Below are 19,064 nucleotides of genomic sequence, written 5' to 3'. Positions count from 1 at the left end.
AACGATCAGTCTATGCCTTCAAAGCTAAGCTGCCAGTCAATATTACTCCAGAGCTCTTGTTCGCTAGATAGGTCGGCAGCTAAAAGCTTATTATCTTCAAGCCAGTTATTATCATCGCAGCTCAGTTGCCAGTGATCTTTATCTATAATGTTAAGTTGGATGTTGAGCATTGGTGCATCATTTCTTTGACCATTGAGTAATATCGCTAAACGCAAAATACGAATCAGGCTGATGACACTTTTCGTCTTAAATAGGCTAAGCTCTGGCATATCTTGTAATTTCAAAGCTTTGCGCTGAAAGCGAACCAAAGTTGCCATAAGTAATTGTTGTTCACTATTAAAGCCTGGCATGTTGGTATGCTGGAGTATGTAGGCTGAATGGCGGTGGAAGCCTTGGAAACTAATACTAAGCCCTACTTCGTGTAATAGTGCACTCCAATCAAGCAATTCAAACAGTTGGCTTTCGCTTTTTATGCACAATGACTCTCTTGTTTGTGTTAGGAATACACTTGCCCGATTTTTCACTCGAGTTGCATGTTCTAAGTCCACTAAATGTTTTACTGCTAAGTTTTCCGTGGTACGCATACGAATATCTGAACGTTGAAAACTGTCTTCCATTTCATAGAGGAGACCTTCTCTTAATGCGCCATCAGAGAAGTGCATTTCTTTGATTTTCAGATCTTTAAATATGGCGGTTAATATTGCTACCCCGCCAGCAAATACAGGCTGTCGTTCGACAGTGAGCCCTTTTAGCTCAATCTGTTCAATATTCTTTTGTTCACAAAGCACGTCAATCAGGTGCCTCAGTCTTTTCTCAGTAATGATTGCATCATCATAACCAAGCTTACTAAGCACTTCTTTAATTGCTTTGATTGTGCCTGAAGACCCTAGAGCTGTCTCCCAGCCTTTCTTTCTATACTGAGCAGCAAGGGGCTCAAGCCTTTGCTGAGCGGCGATGATGGCTTTTGAAAAATTCTTAGGTGTGAGTTTGCCATTAGAGAAAAAGGTTTGAGTAAAACTCACGCATCCCATTTGTTTGCTGTTAACGAGCTTCGCTTCAAAACCTTTACCGATAATCAGCTCAGTGCTGCCTCCACCAATATCGATAACAAGCTTTGATTCGGATTCAGGCTGTGTATGCGCGACACCTAGATAAATCAATCTCGCTTCTTCTTCTCCGGGGATGACTTCAATAGGGAAGGGGAGTACTTCTCTCGCACGTTGAATAAATATATGGGCATTATTGGCCTGGCGAAGGGTATGAGTTGCCGCAATTCGAACGTTTTCAAGTTCAAAGCCTTGAAGGCGTTCTGCGAACATTGATAGACACTCTAACCCTCTGGCTATGGCTGTATTACTTAGGTTCGACTGTTCGTCTAATCCAGCGCCAAGGCGAACTCGCTGCTTGTGCCGACTAACAAGTTGTAATTCTTGCCCTACCACTTTGGCCACGACCATATGAAAGCTATTAGAACCTAAATCAATGGCTGCAATATTTTTGGGAGAAGCAAGCGCATCCGTAGAGGCTGTATCTGGAGACTTCTCGGGTAGGGTTGCTTGTATCTTCTTAGCTTTGCTCATCTTCAGACTGTTGTTCCCTGGCTTTTCTAGATTTCTTTTCAACTGACTTGAGGTAATCATAGATAGCGATTTGTGAGCGTAGTTTTTTTCTATTTCCACGCGGAACATAGCTATTACTCATCTCTTTATCGATCCATCTAGCCTTAACTGTATCGGTAAAATGAATATTTACAATATCGATGATGCGTTGTTTCAAACGTCCATCACGTATTGGTGTTGTCACTTCAATACGGTGGTCGATATTCCGAGTCATCCAATCGGCAGAAGATATATAGACTTGTGGATCACCATCATTGTGGGTAATTAGAACTCGCGGGTGTTCTAGAAAACGGTCAATAATGCTGATTATTTTTATGTTTTCGCTTACCCCTTCAACTCCAGGAACGAGTGAGCACATACCGCGGATGATCATTCTAATATTTACGCCAGCGTTACTCGCACTATATAGCTTATTGATTAACCCTTTATCGACAAGATTGTTTACCTTTAATGTTATTTGAGCTTTCTTGCCAGCTTCTGCATTTGCTATTTCACCATCAATCAGTTGATAGAGTTTTTTTCGAGAGTTACGAGGGGAAACAATTAAGTGGTCGAATTTAACAGGGCGGTAAGGGTTTTCAATGTAGCCAAAAACATTTCGCACTTCATTTGTGAGATCTTGATCTGCAGTGAGTAATGAAAAATCAGTATAGATACGAGCGGTTTTTTCGTGAAAGTTGCCCGTACCAATGTGAGCATATCGTGTGATTTCTTGATTTTCACGGCGGCTAATCAAAAGTAACTTAGAGTGTATTTTTAGCCCTGGTGCTCCGAAAATAACTTGAACCCCCGCATCAGTTAAAATCCGTGACCATTCAATATTGGCTTCTTCATCAAAGCGCGCTTGCAGCTCTACAACAACGGTTACATTTTTGCCATTGTGGACAGCATCAATAAGCGAATTCATTAACTTTGAATTTTTAGCCACGCGGTAGATATTGATCTTAATGCTGATCACTTTTGGATCAAAGGAAGCTTGGCGAACTAATTCAGTGATGTGATCAAAAGTATGATAAGGATAATAAAGTAAAATATCCTGCTCTCTTATTGCATCGAAATTATTATCAAAATTATCGAAATCAGCACAAGTCATTGGGGGTAAAGGTTTGTTTTCTAGATACTCACGCCCAACATTGGGAAATCCAATAAAATCTTTGAAGTTATGGTATCGCCCCCCTGGTATTAAACTGTCGTAGTTTGATATGCCAAGTTTTTCGCACAGGAATTTAAGCATGTTTTTAGGCATGGTTTCTTCATAAACGAAGCGAACGGGCATGGCACTTAGGCGCTGGGCAACCCCTTCTGACATTTGTTCTAAAAGGCTGTGCTCGACTTCAAATCCTAGATCGTACTCTGCATCACGTGTCATTTTCATTGCGTAGCAATTTAGTTCGTCGTAATCGAAAAAGCCTTTGAAAAGATCCTCGATACAATAACGAATGATATTATCTAGCAGGATGATTGTTTTGCGTCGCTTTCCTTTTTGTTCAGGGACCATGACAAATCTGGGCAGATGATCGGTTGGGATTTCAATTAGAGCGTATTTAGACTGCTCTTCTTTTTGCAGTTCTACGGTGAGGTAAGCGTACTCATCGGTTAGAAATTGAAGTAAATCGATTTCATCAGTCATCAATAAAGGAGTGATATGAGGCTGAACTTCTTTTTTGAAATACTTTCGAATCCATTTCTTTTGGAAGTCGTTAAGTTGGGTTTCGTTGACTAGGAATATGTGGCGTCTAGCCATTTCAAGGATCAGCTCATTGTAGAGGGCATCAAATCGCTGGTTGAGTCGAAGCACTTTGGTTTGCATCTTGGTAAGCAGGTGTTTTGAATTGTCGTTAATACCGTGTTCTTGGTTGATTAATATTCTACGTTTGACATTGGCAAATCTAACTTTGTAAAACTCGTCTAGGTTGTTGGAAAAAATCCCCAAAAATCTTATACGCTCAATCAATGGAACGGTTTTATCTGCTGATTCTTGTAAGACTCTTTCATTAAAGGATAACCAGCTCAGTTCTTTTTCGATATAGAGTTTTTCAGCGTTCATAAATCATCCTGATTGTCCTGACGAGAGTGGGGTATCAAATTATAAAAATAAGCAGAATATGTGATTTTTATTACGGTATTATTTCATTCTACAATTTGCATAAAACTTATCACTATTTTCAGTTATTTAATGCAGGCTGTAATATAATTGTCATGTGATAGACATATTATGACAATAGCTCAAAAAAGGTAGATAGACACATGGCTCCAGCCGGATTTTCATTGAAAGAACGCGACAAAAAAAGATGGTTGAAAGATCGACTTGTTCGCTTTTCAGTGACTTGCGGCGGCGTTAGTGTGTTAGCGGCTTTAGTTTTAATTTTCGTGTACCTCGCTATCGTTATATTGCCTGTATTTGCTGATGCTGGGTTACAGACTGCGCAAGTTGAAAAATCTATTCACGTAGAGCAACCTATTGCTCTTTCCATTGACGAATACGGCAAGCACGCATTTACTGTTGAACAGTCTGGTTCTGTTCAGTTTTGGGATCTTGAAGCGCAAGGCAGTGATCCTTATTTCACACAATCCATTATTGATAGCCCTATTGTATTTTCTCGTTCGATTGCGTCTGACAATTGGTATGCATTTGCGAACAATCAGGGGCACATTCAGTTTTTCTCTCCTGAATATAGTGCACCTCTGACTCAAAAAGAAAAAACGACCACCCCAACCATTGAGCTTTTACAAGCAACTCAAAGCTTGGTTGCATTTTCTCCACCTGAAGCTTCAACTATTATTCAACAATTTACATTTTCTTTGGACAGCCGAAACTTAACCATCGCAGCTCAATTCTCTGACTTACGTTTATTGATTAAGTCTTATGTTGTTAACCCTGCTGGTGAGTTTTCCGAAATCTCAAGCCAATGGCTTTCTGATGAGTTTGGTTATCAGGATCAAATTCAACTGACTCCTGATGGTCGAACGTTGTATTTAAGGGACGGCTCTGATTTAGCAGTATTAACGAATAGTGATACTGGATTCAATATCCGTGAAGTTATCGATTTAAGTTTGAATGATGAAAAACACGCGGTGAAAACCTTTAATTTACTGTCGGGTGCGTATTCATTACTGGTGACTCATATTGATGGCCAAGTGTCTCAGTGGTTTGATGTGTTGAATGATGAGAAGCGCTCTCTTACTCATATTCGTGATTTTCAATTAGCTGAAGCTGTGCAGTTTATTTTGCCAGACACTTATCGCAAGGGTTTCTATAGCTTTTATAAAAACGGCACAGTGCAGAGTCACTACACGACCAGTGAAAAGTTACTGATGTTTGAAAGAGCATTTGATAAATCCCCTCAACTGGCTGCGATGTCTAATAACGAATTACATTTAGCGACTTTTAGTGACAATAAAATCAGTGTTGCTAAGGTCGATAATGAATACCCTGAAATATCTTTTTCTTCGTTGTGGCAAAAGGTTTGGTATGAAAGCTATCCAGAACCTCAATATGTTTGGCAATCTACTTCTGCTAGTGATGATTTTGAAGAGAAATTCAGTCTAGTTCCAATCACTTTCGGCACGCTAAAAGCCGCGATGTATGCGATGCTTTTTGCTGTTCCTATTGCGGTTCTTGGGGCAATTTACACCGCTTATTTTATGTCGCCTCGAATGAGGAGGGTAGTAAAGCCGTCGATTGAATTAATGGAAGCCTTACCAACCGTTATCATTGGTTTCTTGGCTGGTCTATGGTTTGCTCCCATTGTTGAAACCCATTTAACAGCTGTATTTTCTTTACTCATACTGCTGCCGTTGAGCACATTAGTGGTTGGTTTGGTGTGGTATTATCTGCCTGAAAATATTACTGGTAGATTCCCCAATGGTTGGCATGCATTGATATTGATTCCGATGCTAATTATTACGACATTGCTGGTGTTTGTTTTTGGAAGCCAAATAGAGACTCTCTTCTTTAATGGAGACTTACGATTAATGTTGGCTAATTATGGTATTGATTTTGACCAGAGAAATGCACTGGTTGTCGGCTTTGCAATGGGTTTTGCTGTTATCCCTACAATATTCACTATCGCTGAAGATGCCATATTCTCTGTACCGAAACACCTTTCTGATGGGTCACTTGCTCTCGGTGCTACTGCATGGCAAACATTAATATATGTCGTACTACTAACTGCTAGCCCTGGTATTTTTTCAGCAGTAATGATGGGGCTAGGGAGAGCTGTAGGTGAGACTATGATCGTACTTATGGCGACAGGTAATACACCTATTATGGATTGGAATATTCTAGAAGGGATGAGGACGTTATCTGCAACAATCGCGGTAGAACTTCCTGAGTCTGCAGTGGGCAGCTCTCACTTCCGTCTATTGTTCCTAGCTGCTTTGCTACTTTTCATATTCACCTTTGCTGTAAACTCTGTTGCAGAGTGGGTAAGGCAGCGATTAAGAGATAAGTACCGTGCCTTATAGATTATTTTATTTATCTAATACCTTAGAAAAGGTTACCTCTACACCTACCTTAATTTACAATTTTGTAGGCTGCGCTATATCTACGAGCGAGCTTTGTGATGATTAAATGGTTTCGCTCCGGCTCTCCGTGGATTTGGTTAACGGGTGGTGCAGTCAGCATTAGTATGCTTTCTGTACTGGGGCTGATGTTATTGATTGGCTGGAAAGGGCTTACTTACTTTTGGCCTGCACCGCTATACCAGTGGGAGACTCAAGTCGATACTGAGTCTTTCGTCTCAGGGGTTGATGCCGATGTTTCGACTAATGATGTACTGATTGGTCAACTTTATGAGCGTAAATATATACCTATCGAACAAATTTCAGGGGACCTAAGCCAATTCTCGGCGAAGAGCATCGAAAGCGGCTTTGTCCGTAGGTTAAGTATTAAAGTAGCGAATCGAGAGCTTTACCCTGCCGATTTTGTCGCCATTCTGGAAGTAGACCTACTTGAGCCTACAATGCCTAAAGAGTGGGCTGTTATTGAACGAAGCCGAGGTGGGTATTTCTTTGGCAAACCGGTCGGCTTTAAAACCGCATCAGGTATCCGCACACAAAATATTGATCAAGAGTTGGTACGTGGTTTAGCGTTTTCAGACACACTTCGAGATGAAACGTCGAGAATTGTAGATCAAGAAATCCGTGATATAAGCTGGCAATTAGAAAAGTTAAGGTTAGAAAAGCGTAAGCATCAACTGAATGAGCAGTTAACTGACGAATACCTCAGTTCCTATACATTGAAAAAGGAACAATTGAATAGTCAGTTAATGGATGCGGAGTTACGTTTAGAGCAATTAAGAAAACAGCTGAATATCGAAGCTTTACTTGTCGTAGATATGACAGGGGAAACGGTTGAAATTCCACTTAGCCATATTTTAGATTATTGGTATCCGAACCAAATGACTTATCCTGAAAAGGTGACGCATTGGGGCAAGCAGGTTTGGAAGTTTTTATCGGAAAACCCTCGAGATTCTAACTCTGAAGGTGGCGTGTTCCCCGCAATCTTTGGCACGGTTTTACTGGTTATATTAATGTCGATCGTTGTGATGCCTTTAGGCGTTGTTGCGGCTATTTATCTTCATGAGTACGCAAAAACGAATGCTCTGACACGAATAATCCGAATTGCTGTCATAAACTTAGCCGGAGTGCCTTCTATCGTTTATGGTGTTTTTGGGCTTGGCTTCTTTGTTTATACCATTGGTGGGTCAATTGATTCATTATTTTACACTGAGCGCTTACCGGCCCCGACCTTTGGTACTCCTGGGTTACTTTGGTCTTCACTTACTTTAGCAGTACTGACTTTGCCTGTAGTGATTGTGACGACAGAGGAAGGTTTAACTCGGATCCCAAGTGCTGTGCGTCATGGTTCACTGGCGTTGGGTGCGACACAATTTGAAACGCTATGGCGGATTATTTTGCCTATGGCGAGCCCTGCTATCATTACGGGGTTAATTTTGGCAATTGCCCGCGCTGCAGGTGAGGTTGCACCATTAATGCTGGTGGGTGTAGTTAAGCTCGCATCGAGCCTACCTGTAGACAGCCAGTTCCCGTACATTCACCTAGACAGGAAGTTCATGCATTTAGGCTTCCATATTTATGATGTTGGGTTCCAAACATCTAATATTGAAGCTGCAAGACCACTTGTTTATGCCACTTCATTTTTGTTGGTTACAGTGATTGTTGGGCTTAACTTAACGGCAATTAATATCCGAAATAACCTGCGTGAAAAGTATCGTACTTTAGGACAAGATTAAGATGTTTTCGATTAATGAAACTTTGGGTTATCAAGCGCCATTAGACGTGCATAACCTAACGAAAGATGAAACCGCTATCTCGATAGAGAACTTGAACTTGTACTATAAAGAGACGCAAGCGCTTGACGATATTTCAATGAATATTCCTAAAGGGCAAGTGACAGCATTTATTGGACCTTCTGGGTGCGGGAAGTCGACATTGTTACGCTGCATTAATCGTATGAATGATTTAGTGGAAGGCTGTAAAGTTTCAGGAAAAGTGAAGCTTTATGGGAATAATGTTTATCACCCTAAGGTTGATGTCGCGACGTTAAGACGTCGAGTGGGTATGGTTTTTCAACGCCCTAATCCATTTCCTAAATCGATTTACGAAAATGTTGTTTATGGTTTAAGGCTACAAGGTGTCAGTAACAGCCGAGATTTAGATGATGCAGTAGAACGTTCTTTAAGAGCTGCAGCTTTATGGGATGAAGTAAAAGATCGACTTCATGAAAATGCTTTTGGTCTATCTGGTGGTCAGCAGCAGCGTTTGGTTATTGCTAGGGCTGTTGCTATTGAGCCGGAGGTTCTTTTACTTGATGAGCCGACATCGGCTCTGGATCCTATTTCTACGTTAACTATTGAAGAGTTAATTAACGATCTTAAGACACAATATACTGTAGTAATTGTTACGCATAACATGCAGCAAGCTGCCCGTGTTAGTGATCATACTGCCTTTATTCATATGGGAAAATTGATCGAATACTCAGATACTGACTCTATCTTTACCTCGCCATTGAAAAACCAAACCGAAGACTATATTACAGGTAGGTATGGTTAATTTATTGGCAATATCTATATCGGGAAATATTTAAACTAAGGAAAATACATGCAATTTGGTCGTCATATATCAGGGCAGTTTAATGTTGAACTAGAAGCTATTAGAACTCATGTGCTTACGATGGGTGGTTTAGTGGAACAACAACTGTCATTTGCGATGCAGGCACTTCACAAGGATGATGCTGATCTGGCAAATAAAGTGATACGTGATGATCATAAAGTGAATGCGATGGAAGTGTCCATTGATGAAGCTTGTACTCGAATTATTGCTAAACGTCAGCCTACCGCTAAAGATTTACGTTTAATAATGGCGATCATCAAAACGATTACCGATCTAGAACGAATTGGTGATGTTGCCTCTAAAATAGCTCAAGGTGCGATAGAGATCCCTTCGACCAAAGAACAAAAATTTCATGTTTCGTTAGAGCCTCTTTGCCGTCAGGCAATCACCATGCTGCATCAAGTGTTGGACGCTTTTGCTCGTATGGATGTCGATGCTGCGGCAGAAGTTCATAAGCTTGATGATAAGTTGGATGCGGAATACGAGGCTGTCATTAGACAATTAATGACGTATATGATGGAAGACCCTAAGAACATCCCAAATATTTTGCAGGTGATGTGGTCAGCCCGAGCGATTGAACGGGTGGGAGATCGTTGCCAAAATATCTGCGAATACATTATTTACTTTGTGAAGGGTAAAGACGTACGCCATCTAGGTGATCAAAGCCTAGATGACGCACTGAAGTAGGTTTTAACTTTAGAAGCGAATAATTGCACCAAGGTTAACATTGATAGTTGTGTCATACGGCACAAAGGTCTTATTGTGATCAAATATATTCATATCAACACCTGCTCGTAGTCCAAGCATTGGTGTCGCTTGGTACACGTAGGCACCGCCTAGGCTTAATCCATGTGCTGTCTTCTCTTCAACTTCGCCATTGCGTGTTTTGGTTCCGTCATAACTTGCTATACCGATCTCAGCTTGAAAACCGTGGGTCTGGTTACTTCCAAACATATTTTGGATACCAACTCGGTACGCATCGACAGTTTCATCGTATCGATCGCTGTCATACCAAAGGTGAGAATAGCTTAGGTAAACCGCACCTAGATTTGCCACATCAGTAATACCTGCTTGCATTCCAAAACCATGATAAGAACCAATCTTTAGTTCTGGTGAAAGGTGTAAACCATTAGCATGAACAAGCATTGGGCAAGAAGTTAGAGCTGTAACAAGAAGTGCTGTTTTGAATTTCATATTGATACCACTGAGATCTGTGGCCAACCATGGCAAGGTGAATATCCATATAGTTGAACGGCTTTGATGCAACTTAGGTCCGTTCAACTTAGTTAATTAATTTGATTAGGGTTTCCCCCACCATCCTTAGTAGGGGAGAGAGTGTTACTTAAAGTTGTATTGAATACCTACGCCGCCAGAGACATCAGAAGATGAATACTTACCAGATGTTTCATAATTCAATGTACCAGATACACTAAGGTTCTCGTTGATGCCATATGCTCCACCCAGTGCTAATGCTTCTTTAGAACCTGCAAATCCTACACCTGCTCCAATCGCGAACTCGCCGTTAGTGACAAAAGGTCTTGCGTTAGTTACAGCATGTATACTTGCTCTAATCCCATCCATTTGTTCTTGGTGTTCATTGAATTTTTGATTGTACTCTTCCGCCATTGCTTGAAAGCCAAGCTCTAAATCAGAACTACGTTCAGCTTCAGTTGGTCCCGAAATATCAGGTACATCGATATCATCTCCTTCAATAGGGTTTGATGGCGTCGTTGGCTGCGGTCTCTCAGGGCTATTATCAACAGGTGGTTGAGTAGGCTCTGGTAACGTTGGTTGAACTGGCAACTGTGGCTGAGTTGGTGTTTGTTCAATTGGCTGCGTTGGTTTTGGCAGCTCAATAGGGTTACTAGGCTCTGGTAATGTTGGGTGCTCTGGCAATACAGGCTGAGTTGGTGTTTGCTCAATTGGCTGCGTTGGTTTTGGCAGTTCAATAGGGTGACTAGCGTCTGGTAATGTTGGTTGAGCTGGTAATACAGGCTGAGTCGGAGTCTGCTCAATTGGCTGCGTTGGTTTTGGCAGTTCAATAGGGTGACTAGCGTCTGGTAACGTTGGTTGACCTGGTAATACAGGCTGAGTCGGGGTTTGCTCAATTGGATTAACTGCGTCAACCCAAACTGGATTTTGTATGTCGTTTTGAGCTAGAGCTGGAAGAGAAAATAGGCTTGCTAGTGATGCTGCGATAATTGACTTTTTCATTGATTACACTCTCAATAAATTTAATATTGAGCATCCTTACTACGTTTAATATGGTTGACTCCGTGTCGATGGAGTAGATATTAAACAGAGTATTAATTTTAGGCTAAGTAGATATTCGTATCTCTATAATAAGCATTACTTATTAACCTGAGTTGATAGTGCTTTTTGTATTAACTCAAATAGCCAGTTGGCTAAGGAGGAGTTTCTGTTTTTAGTATGTAAGTGGCAATAAACGGGAGTTTTTGGAGAATCACCATCGAGCAACACATCGATTCCACGAAGGGCAGGGTAACTATCAACTGGAAAAAGGTTTGAATGTGGCATGTACATATCTGTATGCTGAATGACGTCAATGAGTGCCATAATTAACTCACTACGAAAACCAACATTATGCTCAATAGAAAGCTCAGTTAGGATGTCTGACGCTAAGCTATGGTTATCGTTCCAGCCTGGTGTGACTAATGAGGCTATCTCGTACCCAGCCATATCATATGGAGTAATACTATCTTGTTTTAAAGGGTGGTCTTTTCTTACAAAGATACGTCCCGTCAGCTCAATCAGCTTTTTCGTATAAACTTCTTTGCTCGTATTGGTACCAAGGTAACTGACACCCATCAATACCTCACCTTTTTGAATATCAGAAACAGAAGCACTGGTCCAAGATACTAATTCTAGATTCGCATTGGGTGCTTGATCTTTTATCATTCTAAATAAAGAACCAGACAAACAAGATAACACGATAGGTGATAGAGCAATTTTGAGTGTGTAGTCGATATCTTTTGGATCAAATATATTCGATGTATTAATCGCGACAGATAGACCGTCCATGAACGGCTTTATTTCATTGGTGAGCTGTTCTGAGAAAGCGGTAGGCTGCAAACCACCATGGACTTTGACGAAAAGGTCATCGTTAAAGTGGTGCCTTAGCTTTTGGAGAGCTTGACTGACAGCAGGCTGTGAAACAAAAAGTCGCTCAGCAGCCTTTCTGGTGTTTTTTTCTTGATAAACAATAAGAAATGTTCGTAATAGGTTTAAATCAAGAGAGCTGAATAAGTCTTTAGCCATATCTATCCATGAAAGGTTTGCCGCGTCATAAAGTCTAATATACGTCAGTAGGTTAAATTAGTCAGCGAGGTTATCTTTGAATTTGTGTTAGTGACTATTCCCTTAAGCGGTGAGAGCCACTTTTATATCAGATATCTTGTTAGCGTCGGTTACTGGGATCTGATAATCATCAATGTCACTACTTCCCATTTGAGCACTCGAGTTATTTTCCATTAGGCTTGGTCTTGTCGATTTACCTGAAAGGTGAAGCGCAGGTACTTGAGTGGTGTTTTGAATCATTTTAGCATTTGTTGCATTGACTCCCGCTCCTGCCATTATGTCGATTCTCCCATCAGCTTGCTTGACCATATCTGACAATATATCGATACCTTGCTCAGCATTAGTAGCAAGCCCTGATGTTAGGACTCTTTTACATCCAAGTGTAATGACCTGCTCTAACGCAGTTTGGTAATCAGAGCTTTGATCAATGGCTCTGTGAAATGTAATTCCTAGCTCTAATGAGTGTGCTTTGTTAGCTAGTTTATACATTTTCGGCATATCAATACTTCCATTAGGCGCCAGCACTCCTAAAACTACACCATCCAGTCCTGAGCTTGCACAAGCTTCAATATCTTCAAGCATACAGAACATATCATCATCATCGAAAATAAAGTCACCTTGTCTTGGGCGTATCATTGCGTACACCGGAACAGAAGAAATTCTTGCAGCTTGCTTCATCATTCCCAAGCTCGGCGTTAACCCACCAAGTGCTAATGAAGAGCACAGTTCAATTCGATTAGCGCCACCAGATAGTGCGTTATGGAGAGATTCTAAATTGTCGATACAGACTTCAATTTCGGTGTTCATTTTATTTATCCGTTTAAAAGTTACTCATGAAATAATAGCAATCTAGATACGAATCTGAATAGGTGTTGTGGGAGGAAAATAGAGGTAAAGTTTGGGTTTGTTACTACCCCAATTAAACTATTCCAATTAGCTATTATTTCAATTAAATATTGCGAATACAGTTTTGAATAGTTTGAAGGCAGTAGAGGGAATATAAAAAAGCCCGAAGCGTTAACTTCGGGCTTTTAATAAGGACTTTACTTCTTAACTGATTGGCGGTGCGCTTTGCGCTATTAGCTTATGCTTTATTTCTCTTTATAGAGAGTCTTCCAACCATTAACCCGCGTTGAGTTCGGGCTTAAGAGGTAATTACTTGCTTAGGTCGTCAGCGTGCTCAGATAGGAATGCTGCAACACCTTTTGGAGATGCGTCCATACCTGATTTACCTTCTTCCCATTGTGCAGGACAAACTTCACCATTCTTCTCGTGGAAGTTAAGTGCGTCTACCATGCGTAGCATTTCGTCGATGTTACGACCTAGTGGAAGATCGTTAACTACTTGGTGACGTACAAGACCGTCAGCATCGATTAGGAAAGAACCACGGAAAGCAACGCCTGCTTCTGGGTGCTCAACATCGTATGCTTTACAGATTTCGTGCTTAACGTCAGCAACTAGTGGGTATTTAACTTGACCGATACCGCCATCAGCGATAGCAGTGTTACGCCATGCGTTGTGAGAGAATTGTGAATCGATAGAAACACCAATTACTTCAACACCTTTAGCTTGGAAATCTTCTAGACGGTTGTCAAAAGCGATTAGCTCTGAAGGACAAACGAATGTGAAGTCTAGTGGGTAGAAGAAAACTACAGCTTTCTTACCTTTTGTGAATTCTGCGAAGTTGAAGCTATCAACGATTTCGCCGTTACCTAGAACAGCTGCAGCAGTAAAATCAGGGGCTTGACGACCTACTAGTACCATTTTGGAATCTCCTAAAAATTTAATGTCCAAACATCTTTGTTTGGGCTTTCGTTTCTACGCGACAAACTATAGTACAAACGTTACTATAGAAAAAAGCGAATTAAATAGATTAAGTTAATCGAAAAAAGCGATTAGGTTGTTATCTATCCTTACCGCCCATCTATTGACCTTCATTTAATTTATCCTACTCATATTACAAAGTAATTTCATGAATAAATGGCCCAGTCTTAAACAGCTTCATTATCTCGTTACGCTGCATGAAACTCGTCACTTTAGTGATGCTGCCGATCGCTGCTTTGTGAGCCAATCAACACTCAGTAAAGGCATCCAAAACTTAGAAGAGTTGATTGGATGCCCTCTGTATGAAAAGAAAGATAAGAAAAGCCCACTTGTATTTACTCAGGCTGGTGAGCTGGTGGTGAAGCATGGTCGTGAACTATTAGCAAAGGGACAAGATTTAGTTGAGCTTGGAACTCTATGCCAAGGTGACGGTATGCAAGGTCAGCTAAAAGTCGGGTGTATACCTACTATTGCACCATTTCTTTTATGTGACCTCGTTCAAGAGGTAAACAGACGCTTCCCACAGTTAACGCTATTACTCAGAGAGGATACGACGACTAACTTATTGGCTGCACTGAGACATGGTGAGTTGGATGTACTTATTCTTGCTTTACCTGTCGACATAGCCAACATGGAAAGTAAAGTTGTTGGGCAGGACCCCTTTAGAATGGTGATTAGCCGTAGCCAAGCTGATGGAATACGTGTCCCTATTAAATACGATGATCTACCTGATGAATCTGTTTTCTTACTAGAAAATGAACACTGCTTAACTGAGCATGCGGTATCTGCCTGTAAGTTAACTGATAAAGAAAAGATAAACCCATTTACTGCGACGAGCTTACATACTCTGGTTCAAATGGTTGCGAATGGTCTAGGGACTACTTTTATTCCACAAATGGCAATAGACCATGGCTTGCTTGAAAATCAAAATTTGGTTGTGATAGACCCACCAGGGCAGCAAGCTTATCGTGATATTGGTTTAGTTTGGCGTCCGAGTTCCTCTAGACAAGAAACATTCAGTCAATTAGCAGAAGTGGTATCTGAACTACTTTAGCGGTTGGTCTTATACAAAAAGCTCACTGTAAAAGGTGAGTTTTTTAGTATAAAACTCTGTTGGTGTTTTTTGTCTTGTAAAATTTTACAGCTTTTAGCTTTTAAACCTTTCATACAATAGTAAAATTTCACATAAAGTGTTTTACAGTTTTTTCTCCTTATCTTGTTTAAATAGCCATACTTTCCCGCCTCTAACTTATTGTTAAATAAGCAACGCCTTACATACCCAGCGTTTCGAACGCTTGTTTTAAACGATTTTTACCTATCAAAATCTTGGTAATTTAATTACGTAATAAATTACAAATAATGGTATTGAAACAGGTGTTTAATCACAACCGAACAAAACTTCGTTTTTAACTTTTTATTAACTTTAGACCTTTAGCTCTACACGATCTTGGTATAGGTTAAATGCATGCCAGATAAGACTTATGTCTAGCTTTAAAAGGCTTGTAATCAAGTTTCAAGTCGGTGAATGTAATAGACATAGCGACACAGATACAAAGAAAAATATAAACAGATAACGGATAGAAATGACCTAAGTGAGAACGATGATGTAAATGTTCTTTGTGGTTTAAAACTTACAAATGTAGTGTCAAGGACGGGATTATGCTTGCTCAACCAACGAAAACAACATCACAGAAGAATAAAAACACTCAAACCGAAGGCATGCTTGAGGTTACTGGTCGCCTTTCTCCAGAACACCAAGCAATTTTCCCTTTGGAAGCCCAAACTTTTTTATCTTTACTGTGTGAAAAGTTTGCTCCTCAAATTGATGAGCTGCTTATTACGCGAGAAGTTAAGCAAGCACAAATCGACTCGGGTCAACTACCGGACTTCTTAAAGGATACACAGGATATCCGAGAGGGAAGCTGGAAGATTCAAGGGATCCCTTCTGATCTGCAGGATCGCAGAGTAGAAATCACAGGACCTACTGACCGCAAGATGGTGATTAATGCACTGAATGCCAATGTGAAAGTATTCATGGCTGATTTTGAAGATTCAATGTCACCAGCTTGGAATAAAGTACTCGATGGTCAAGTGAACCTTCGTGATGCTGTTAATGGCACTATCGATTACACAAATCCAAGCAATGGTAAGCAATACCAGCTAGCCGAAGATCCAGCTGTTCTCATTTGTCGTGTGCGCGGGCTACACCTAAAAGAAAAGCATGTCACTTTTAATGGTCAAATTATCCCTGGTGCTTTGTTTGATTTTGCTCTGTATTTCTATAACAACTATGTAGCCTTACTGAAAAAAGGTAGTGGACCTTACTTCTACATTCCGAAATTACAGAGCCATCAAGAAGCTAAGTGGTGGAGTGATGTATTCCATTTCACAGAAGACTATTTCGGGCTTGATACAGGCACCATCAAAGCAACGGTACTCATCGAAACGTTACCAGCTGTATTTGAAATGGATGAGATTCTATTCTCTCTAAAAGAGCATATTGTCGGTTTGAACTGTGGGCGCTGGGATTATATTTTCAGCTATATCAAAACCCTACGTAAATACCCAGATAGAGTACTACCCGATCGTCAAGTGGTAACCATGGACAAGCCTTTCCTTAATGCTTATTCAAGGTTGTTAGTGAGTACCTGTCATAAACGTGGAGCTTTCGCGATGGGAGGAATGGCCGCCTTTATTCCAGCGAAAGATCCTCAAACCAACCAGCAAGTTCTCGATAAAGTACACAACGATAAGTCACTTGAAGCAAATAATGGACATGATGGAACTTGGGTTGCACACCCTGGTTTAGCGGACACCGCACTGAGCGTTTTTAATGAAAAGCTAGGAGAGCGTACAAACCAGTTGGATGTATCACGTAATCAAGATGCTCCGATTTCTGCGGAAGAACTTTTAGCGCCTTGTGATGGTGAAATAACAGAACAGGGAATGCGACATAATATTCGAGTGGCATTGCAATATATCGAAGCTTGGATTTCTGGCAATGGATGTGTACCGATTTACGGACTAATGGAAGATGCCGCCACCGCAGAAATATCTAGAGCGTCCATATGGCAATGGATTCAGCATCAGAAAACATTAGATAACGGGTCTGTTGTGACTAAATTACTATTTGAACAGTACCTTTCTGAAGAATTTATTGAAGTTAAAGAAGAAGTAGGGGAAGAACGCTTCCTATCGGGCAGGTTTGAAGAGGCCGCTAAATTAATGGCAGAACTGACTACTAGCGATGAGCTAACTAATTTCTTAACAGTGCCTGGGTACGACTTTTTAGAGTAAGAATTGAGCAAGTAAAAATAAACCATAACAAGTATGAAAATAAGAAGATTCAGTAACGAATTACTAGAAATAAATAATCAAACAATAACGTGAATATAAGCTTCCAAATTCAGAGTCAGCCGTACTGAACGAGAAGTAATGCCAAGGTGCAAGAAGCGCCAATAATGAGAGGGATAGACCATGACATTAACTCGCCGCCAACAAATTGAAGCTCTAGAAAAAGATTGGGCAACGAACCCACGCTGGAATAACGTAAAACGTACTTACACCGCAGAGGAAGTTGTTGAACTTCGTGGCTCTGTAGTACCTGCTAATACCCTCGCTCAACGTGGTGCAGATAAACTTTGGGAGCTTGTGAATGGTTCTTCGAAGAAAGGTTATGTGAACTGTTTAGGTGCATTAACTGGCGGACAAGCGGTTCAACAAGCTAAAGCTGGTATTGAAGCTATTTACCTTTCAGGTTGGCAGGTTGCAGCGGATAACAATACCGCTTCCACTATGTACCCAGATCAGTCTTTATACCCAGTAGATTCTGTACCTTCGGTAGTAAAACGTATTAATAACTCATTCCGTCGTGCAGACCAAATTCAGTGGGCAGCAGGTAAAACAGCCGAAGATGATGGTGGAATTGATTACTTCCTACCTATCGTAGCAGATGCAGAAGCTGGCTTTGGCGGTGTATTGAATGCTTATGAGCTGATGAAAAACATGATTGAATCTGGTGCGGCTGGAGTTCACTTTGAAGACCAACTTGCTTCCGTTAAAAAGTGTGGTCATATGGGTGGTAAAGTACTCGTTCCTACACAAGAAGCGGTTCAGAAGTTAGTGGCGGCTCGACTAGCAGCCGATGTAGCAGGCACCACAACACTAGTAATTGCTCGTACTGATGCGAATGCCGCTGACCTACTGACATCTGATTGTGACCCATACGATAGTGAGTTCATCCAAGGCGAACGTACTGCTGAAGGTTTCTACAAAGTTGATGCGGGTATCGACCAAGCGATTTCTCGAGGTCTAGCTTACGCGCCTTATGCTGATTTGATTTGGTGTGAAACAGCAACGCCATGTCTTGAAGAAGCGCGTAAATTTGCTGAAGCAATTCATGCTAAATACCCAGACCAACTACTTGCGTATAACTGTTCACCTTCGTTTAACTGGGAGAAAAACCTAGATTCAGAAACGATTGCTAAGTTCCAACAAGAGCTTGCAAATATGGGTTACAAATACCAATTCATCACTTTAGCTGGTATTCATAACATGTGGTACAACATGTTTGAACTGGCACACGCTTACGCACAAGGTGAAGGTATGCGTCATTATGTTGAGAAAGTTCAACGCCCTGAGTTTGAAGCTGCTGACCGCGGTTATACGTTCGTAGCTCACCAACAAGAAGTAGGTACAGGTTACTTTGACCGAATGACAAATACGATTCAAGGTGGCAGTTCTTCAGTGACGGCATTAACCGGCTCAACAGAAGAAGAGCAGTTCTCCTAACTAAGCAATAAAAAGTTAATAACCCAAAAAACGCTATCACTATGCCACTGTTCATATAGTGATAGCTTACAAAATTCCTGATTGATGGGAATGCATGAAACCCTGACCTTTGAGCGGCTAATCTAGCCGCTCTTTTTTTGTTTATAGATTATTAATTATAGATTAGAGGTTTAATGGGGGATGTGATTGAATTGCTCATTAACTAATGACTGACAAAAAGAAAGCGCTCCTCATTTAACTGAGAAGCGCTTGGTGAGTAGAGATCTATCTAATTTGAGCTTCTAGACCGAATAAGTAAGAGGTTACACATTAGCTATTTGGTCAACATTAGCGATTCATTCAGCATGAACTGCTAGATCAAAGCTAAAAGAGAAA

14 protein-coding genes are annotated in these 19,064 nt (G+C 40.8%); 7 read left to right on the top strand and 7 right to left on the bottom strand.

The window, feature by feature from the left end; genetic code table 11:
- Window positions 1-5 precede the first annotated feature (5 nt).
- Window positions 6-1,580 (bottom strand): exopolyphosphatase, encoded by a 1,575-nt coding sequence (gene ppx / locus L4C37_RS11760; RefSeq protein WP_429768679.1) that lies wholly within the window; start codon window positions 1,578-1,580, stop codon window positions 6-8.
- Window positions 1,567-3,666 carry a polyphosphate kinase 1 gene (gene ppk1, locus L4C37_RS11755; RefSeq protein WP_429768678.1) on the bottom strand — a complete coding sequence of 700 codons (2,100 nt, stop codon included), beginning with the start codon at window positions 3,664-3,666 and terminating at the stop codon, window positions 1,567-1,569. Before ppk1 ends, ppx begins: the two co-directional genes overlap by 14 nt.
- 200 nt (window positions 3,667-3,866) lie before the next feature.
- On the opposite strand from ppk1, the gene L4C37_RS11750 reads away from it, so the two are divergent.
- The 4 genes from L4C37_RS11750 to phoU all read left to right on the top strand — a co-directional run bounded on the left by L4C37_RS11750 (window position 3,867) and on the right by phoU (window position 9,443).
- Window positions 3,867-6,086 carry an ABC transporter permease subunit gene (locus L4C37_RS11750; protein ID WP_429768677.1) on the top strand — a complete coding sequence of 740 codons (2,220 nt, stop codon included), beginning with the start codon at window positions 3,867-3,869 and terminating at the stop codon, window positions 6,084-6,086.
- A gap of 98 nt (window positions 6,087-6,184) precedes the next feature.
- The gene (gene pstA / locus L4C37_RS11745) at window positions 6,185-7,876 is read left to right on the top strand and encodes a phosphate ABC transporter permease PstA (protein WP_429768676.1); all 1,692 of its coding nucleotides are present in this window, start codon (window positions 6,185-6,187) and stop codon (window positions 7,874-7,876) included.
- Between the two features lies 1 nt (window position 7,877).
- Window positions 7,878-8,696, top strand: a complete 819-nt coding sequence (pstB, locus tag L4C37_RS11740; RefSeq protein ID WP_137374988.1) for a phosphate ABC transporter ATP-binding protein PstB — start codon at window positions 7,878-7,880, stop codon at window positions 8,694-8,696.
- 48 nt (window positions 8,697-8,744) lie between these two features.
- The gene (phoU, locus tag L4C37_RS11735) at window positions 8,745-9,443 is read left to right on the top strand and encodes a phosphate signaling complex protein PhoU (protein WP_137374987.1); all 699 of its coding nucleotides are present in this window, start codon (window positions 8,745-8,747) and stop codon (window positions 9,441-9,443) included.
- Window positions 9,444-9,452: 9 nt separating this feature from the next.
- On the opposite strand, the gene L4C37_RS11730 is transcribed toward phoU, so the two are convergent.
- The 5 genes from L4C37_RS11730 to L4C37_RS11710 form a co-directional block, all read right to left on the bottom strand.
- Window positions 9,453-9,950 carry a hypothetical protein gene (locus L4C37_RS11730; RefSeq protein WP_429768674.1) on the bottom strand — a complete coding sequence of 166 codons (498 nt, stop codon included), beginning with the start codon at window positions 9,948-9,950 and terminating at the stop codon, window positions 9,453-9,455.
- A gap of 144 nt (window positions 9,951-10,094) precedes the next feature.
- On the bottom strand, window positions 10,095-10,970 hold the full coding sequence (locus L4C37_RS11725) for a YadA C-terminal domain-containing protein (RefSeq protein ID WP_429768672.1): 876 nt from the start codon (window positions 10,968-10,970) through the stop codon (window positions 10,095-10,097).
- Between the two features lie 135 nt (window positions 10,971-11,105).
- Window positions 11,106-12,035, bottom strand: a complete 930-nt coding sequence (locus L4C37_RS11720; protein ID WP_137374985.1) for a LysR family transcriptional regulator — start codon at window positions 12,033-12,035, stop codon at window positions 11,106-11,108.
- A 102-nt stretch (window positions 12,036-12,137) separates the two neighbouring features.
- Window positions 12,138-12,881, bottom strand: a complete 744-nt coding sequence (locus L4C37_RS11715; RefSeq protein WP_429768671.1) for a copper homeostasis protein CutC — start codon at window positions 12,879-12,881, stop codon at window positions 12,138-12,140.
- 348 nt (window positions 12,882-13,229) lie between these two features.
- Window positions 13,230-13,838, bottom strand: coding sequence for a peroxiredoxin C (locus tag L4C37_RS11710; RefSeq protein WP_137374983.1), 609 nt, complete (start codon window positions 13,836-13,838; stop codon window positions 13,230-13,232).
- A 208-nt stretch (window positions 13,839-14,046) separates the two neighbouring features.
- On the opposite strand from L4C37_RS11710, the gene L4C37_RS11705 reads away from it, so the two are divergent.
- The 3 genes from L4C37_RS11705 to aceA all read left to right on the top strand — a co-directional run bounded on the left by L4C37_RS11705 (window position 14,047) and on the right by aceA (window position 18,689).
- Window positions 14,047-14,952: a hydrogen peroxide-inducible genes activator gene (locus L4C37_RS11705; RefSeq protein ID WP_137374982.1), complete on the top strand. Its 906-nt coding sequence runs from the start codon at window positions 14,047-14,049 to the stop codon at window positions 14,950-14,952.
- Window positions 14,953-15,557: 605 nt separating this feature from the next.
- Window positions 15,558-17,195 (top strand): malate synthase A, encoded by a 1,638-nt coding sequence (aceB, locus tag L4C37_RS11700; protein ID WP_429768669.1) that lies wholly within the window; start codon window positions 15,558-15,560, stop codon window positions 17,193-17,195.
- 180 nt (window positions 17,196-17,375) lie between these two features.
- Window positions 17,376-18,689: an isocitrate lyase gene (gene aceA, locus L4C37_RS11695; RefSeq protein ID WP_137374980.1), complete on the top strand. Its 1,314-nt coding sequence runs from the start codon at window positions 17,376-17,378 to the stop codon at window positions 18,687-18,689.
- The last annotated feature ends 375 nt before the right edge of the window (window positions 18,690-19,064 follow it).

It is taken from the genome of Vibrio kagoshimensis (assembly GCF_050337535.1).
GTDB classification, from domain to species: domain Bacteria; phylum Pseudomonadota; class Gammaproteobacteria; order Enterobacterales; family Vibrionaceae; genus Vibrio; species Vibrio gallaecicus.
This window is presented reverse-complemented; position numbering and strand designations above follow the sequence as displayed.

What these genes read in the sequence shown, in the direction of transcription:
- phoU (WP_137374987.1), top strand. Translation starts at nt 8,745, where the DNA reads ATGCAATTTGGTCGTCATATATCAGGGCAGTTTAATGTTGAACTAGAA.
- L4C37_RS11730 (WP_429768674.1), bottom strand. Translation starts at nt 9,950, where the DNA reads ATGAAATTCAAAACAGCACTTCTTGTTACAGCTCTAACTTCTTGCCCA.
- L4C37_RS11715 (WP_429768671.1), bottom strand. Translation starts at nt 12,881, where the DNA reads ATGAACACCGAAATTGAAGTCTGTATCGACAATTTAGAATCTCTCCAT.
- aceB (WP_429768669.1), top strand. Translation starts at nt 15,558, where the DNA reads ATGCTTGCTCAACCAACGAAAACAACATCACAGAAGAATAAAAACACT.
- pstB (WP_137374988.1), top strand. Translation starts at nt 7,878, where the DNA reads ATGTTTTCGATTAATGAAACTTTGGGTTATCAAGCGCCATTAGACGTG.
- ppx (WP_429768679.1), bottom strand. Translation starts at nt 1,580, where the DNA reads ATGAGCAAAGCTAAGAAGATACAAGCAACCCTACCCGAGAAGTCTCCA.
- L4C37_RS11720 (WP_137374985.1), bottom strand. Translation starts at nt 12,035, where the DNA reads ATGGCTAAAGACTTATTCAGCTCTCTTGATTTAAACCTATTACGAACA.
- L4C37_RS11705 (WP_137374982.1), top strand. Translation starts at nt 14,047, where the DNA reads ATGAATAAATGGCCCAGTCTTAAACAGCTTCATTATCTCGTTACGCTG.
- pstA (WP_429768676.1), top strand. Translation starts at nt 6,185, where the DNA reads ATGATTAAATGGTTTCGCTCCGGCTCTCCGTGGATTTGGTTAACGGGT.
- ppk1 (WP_429768678.1), bottom strand. Translation starts at nt 3,666, where the DNA reads ATGAACGCTGAAAAACTCTATATCGAAAAAGAACTGAGCTGGTTATCC.
- L4C37_RS11725 (WP_429768672.1), bottom strand. Translation starts at nt 10,970, where the DNA reads ATGAAAAAGTCAATTATCGCAGCATCACTAGCAAGCCTATTTTCTCTT.
- L4C37_RS11710 (WP_137374983.1), bottom strand. Translation starts at nt 13,838, where the DNA reads ATGGTACTAGTAGGTCGTCAAGCCCCTGATTTTACTGCTGCAGCTGTT.
- aceA (WP_137374980.1), top strand. Translation starts at nt 17,376, where the DNA reads ATGACATTAACTCGCCGCCAACAAATTGAAGCTCTAGAAAAAGATTGG.
- L4C37_RS11750 (WP_429768677.1), top strand. Translation starts at nt 3,867, where the DNA reads ATGGCTCCAGCCGGATTTTCATTGAAAGAACGCGACAAAAAAAGATGG.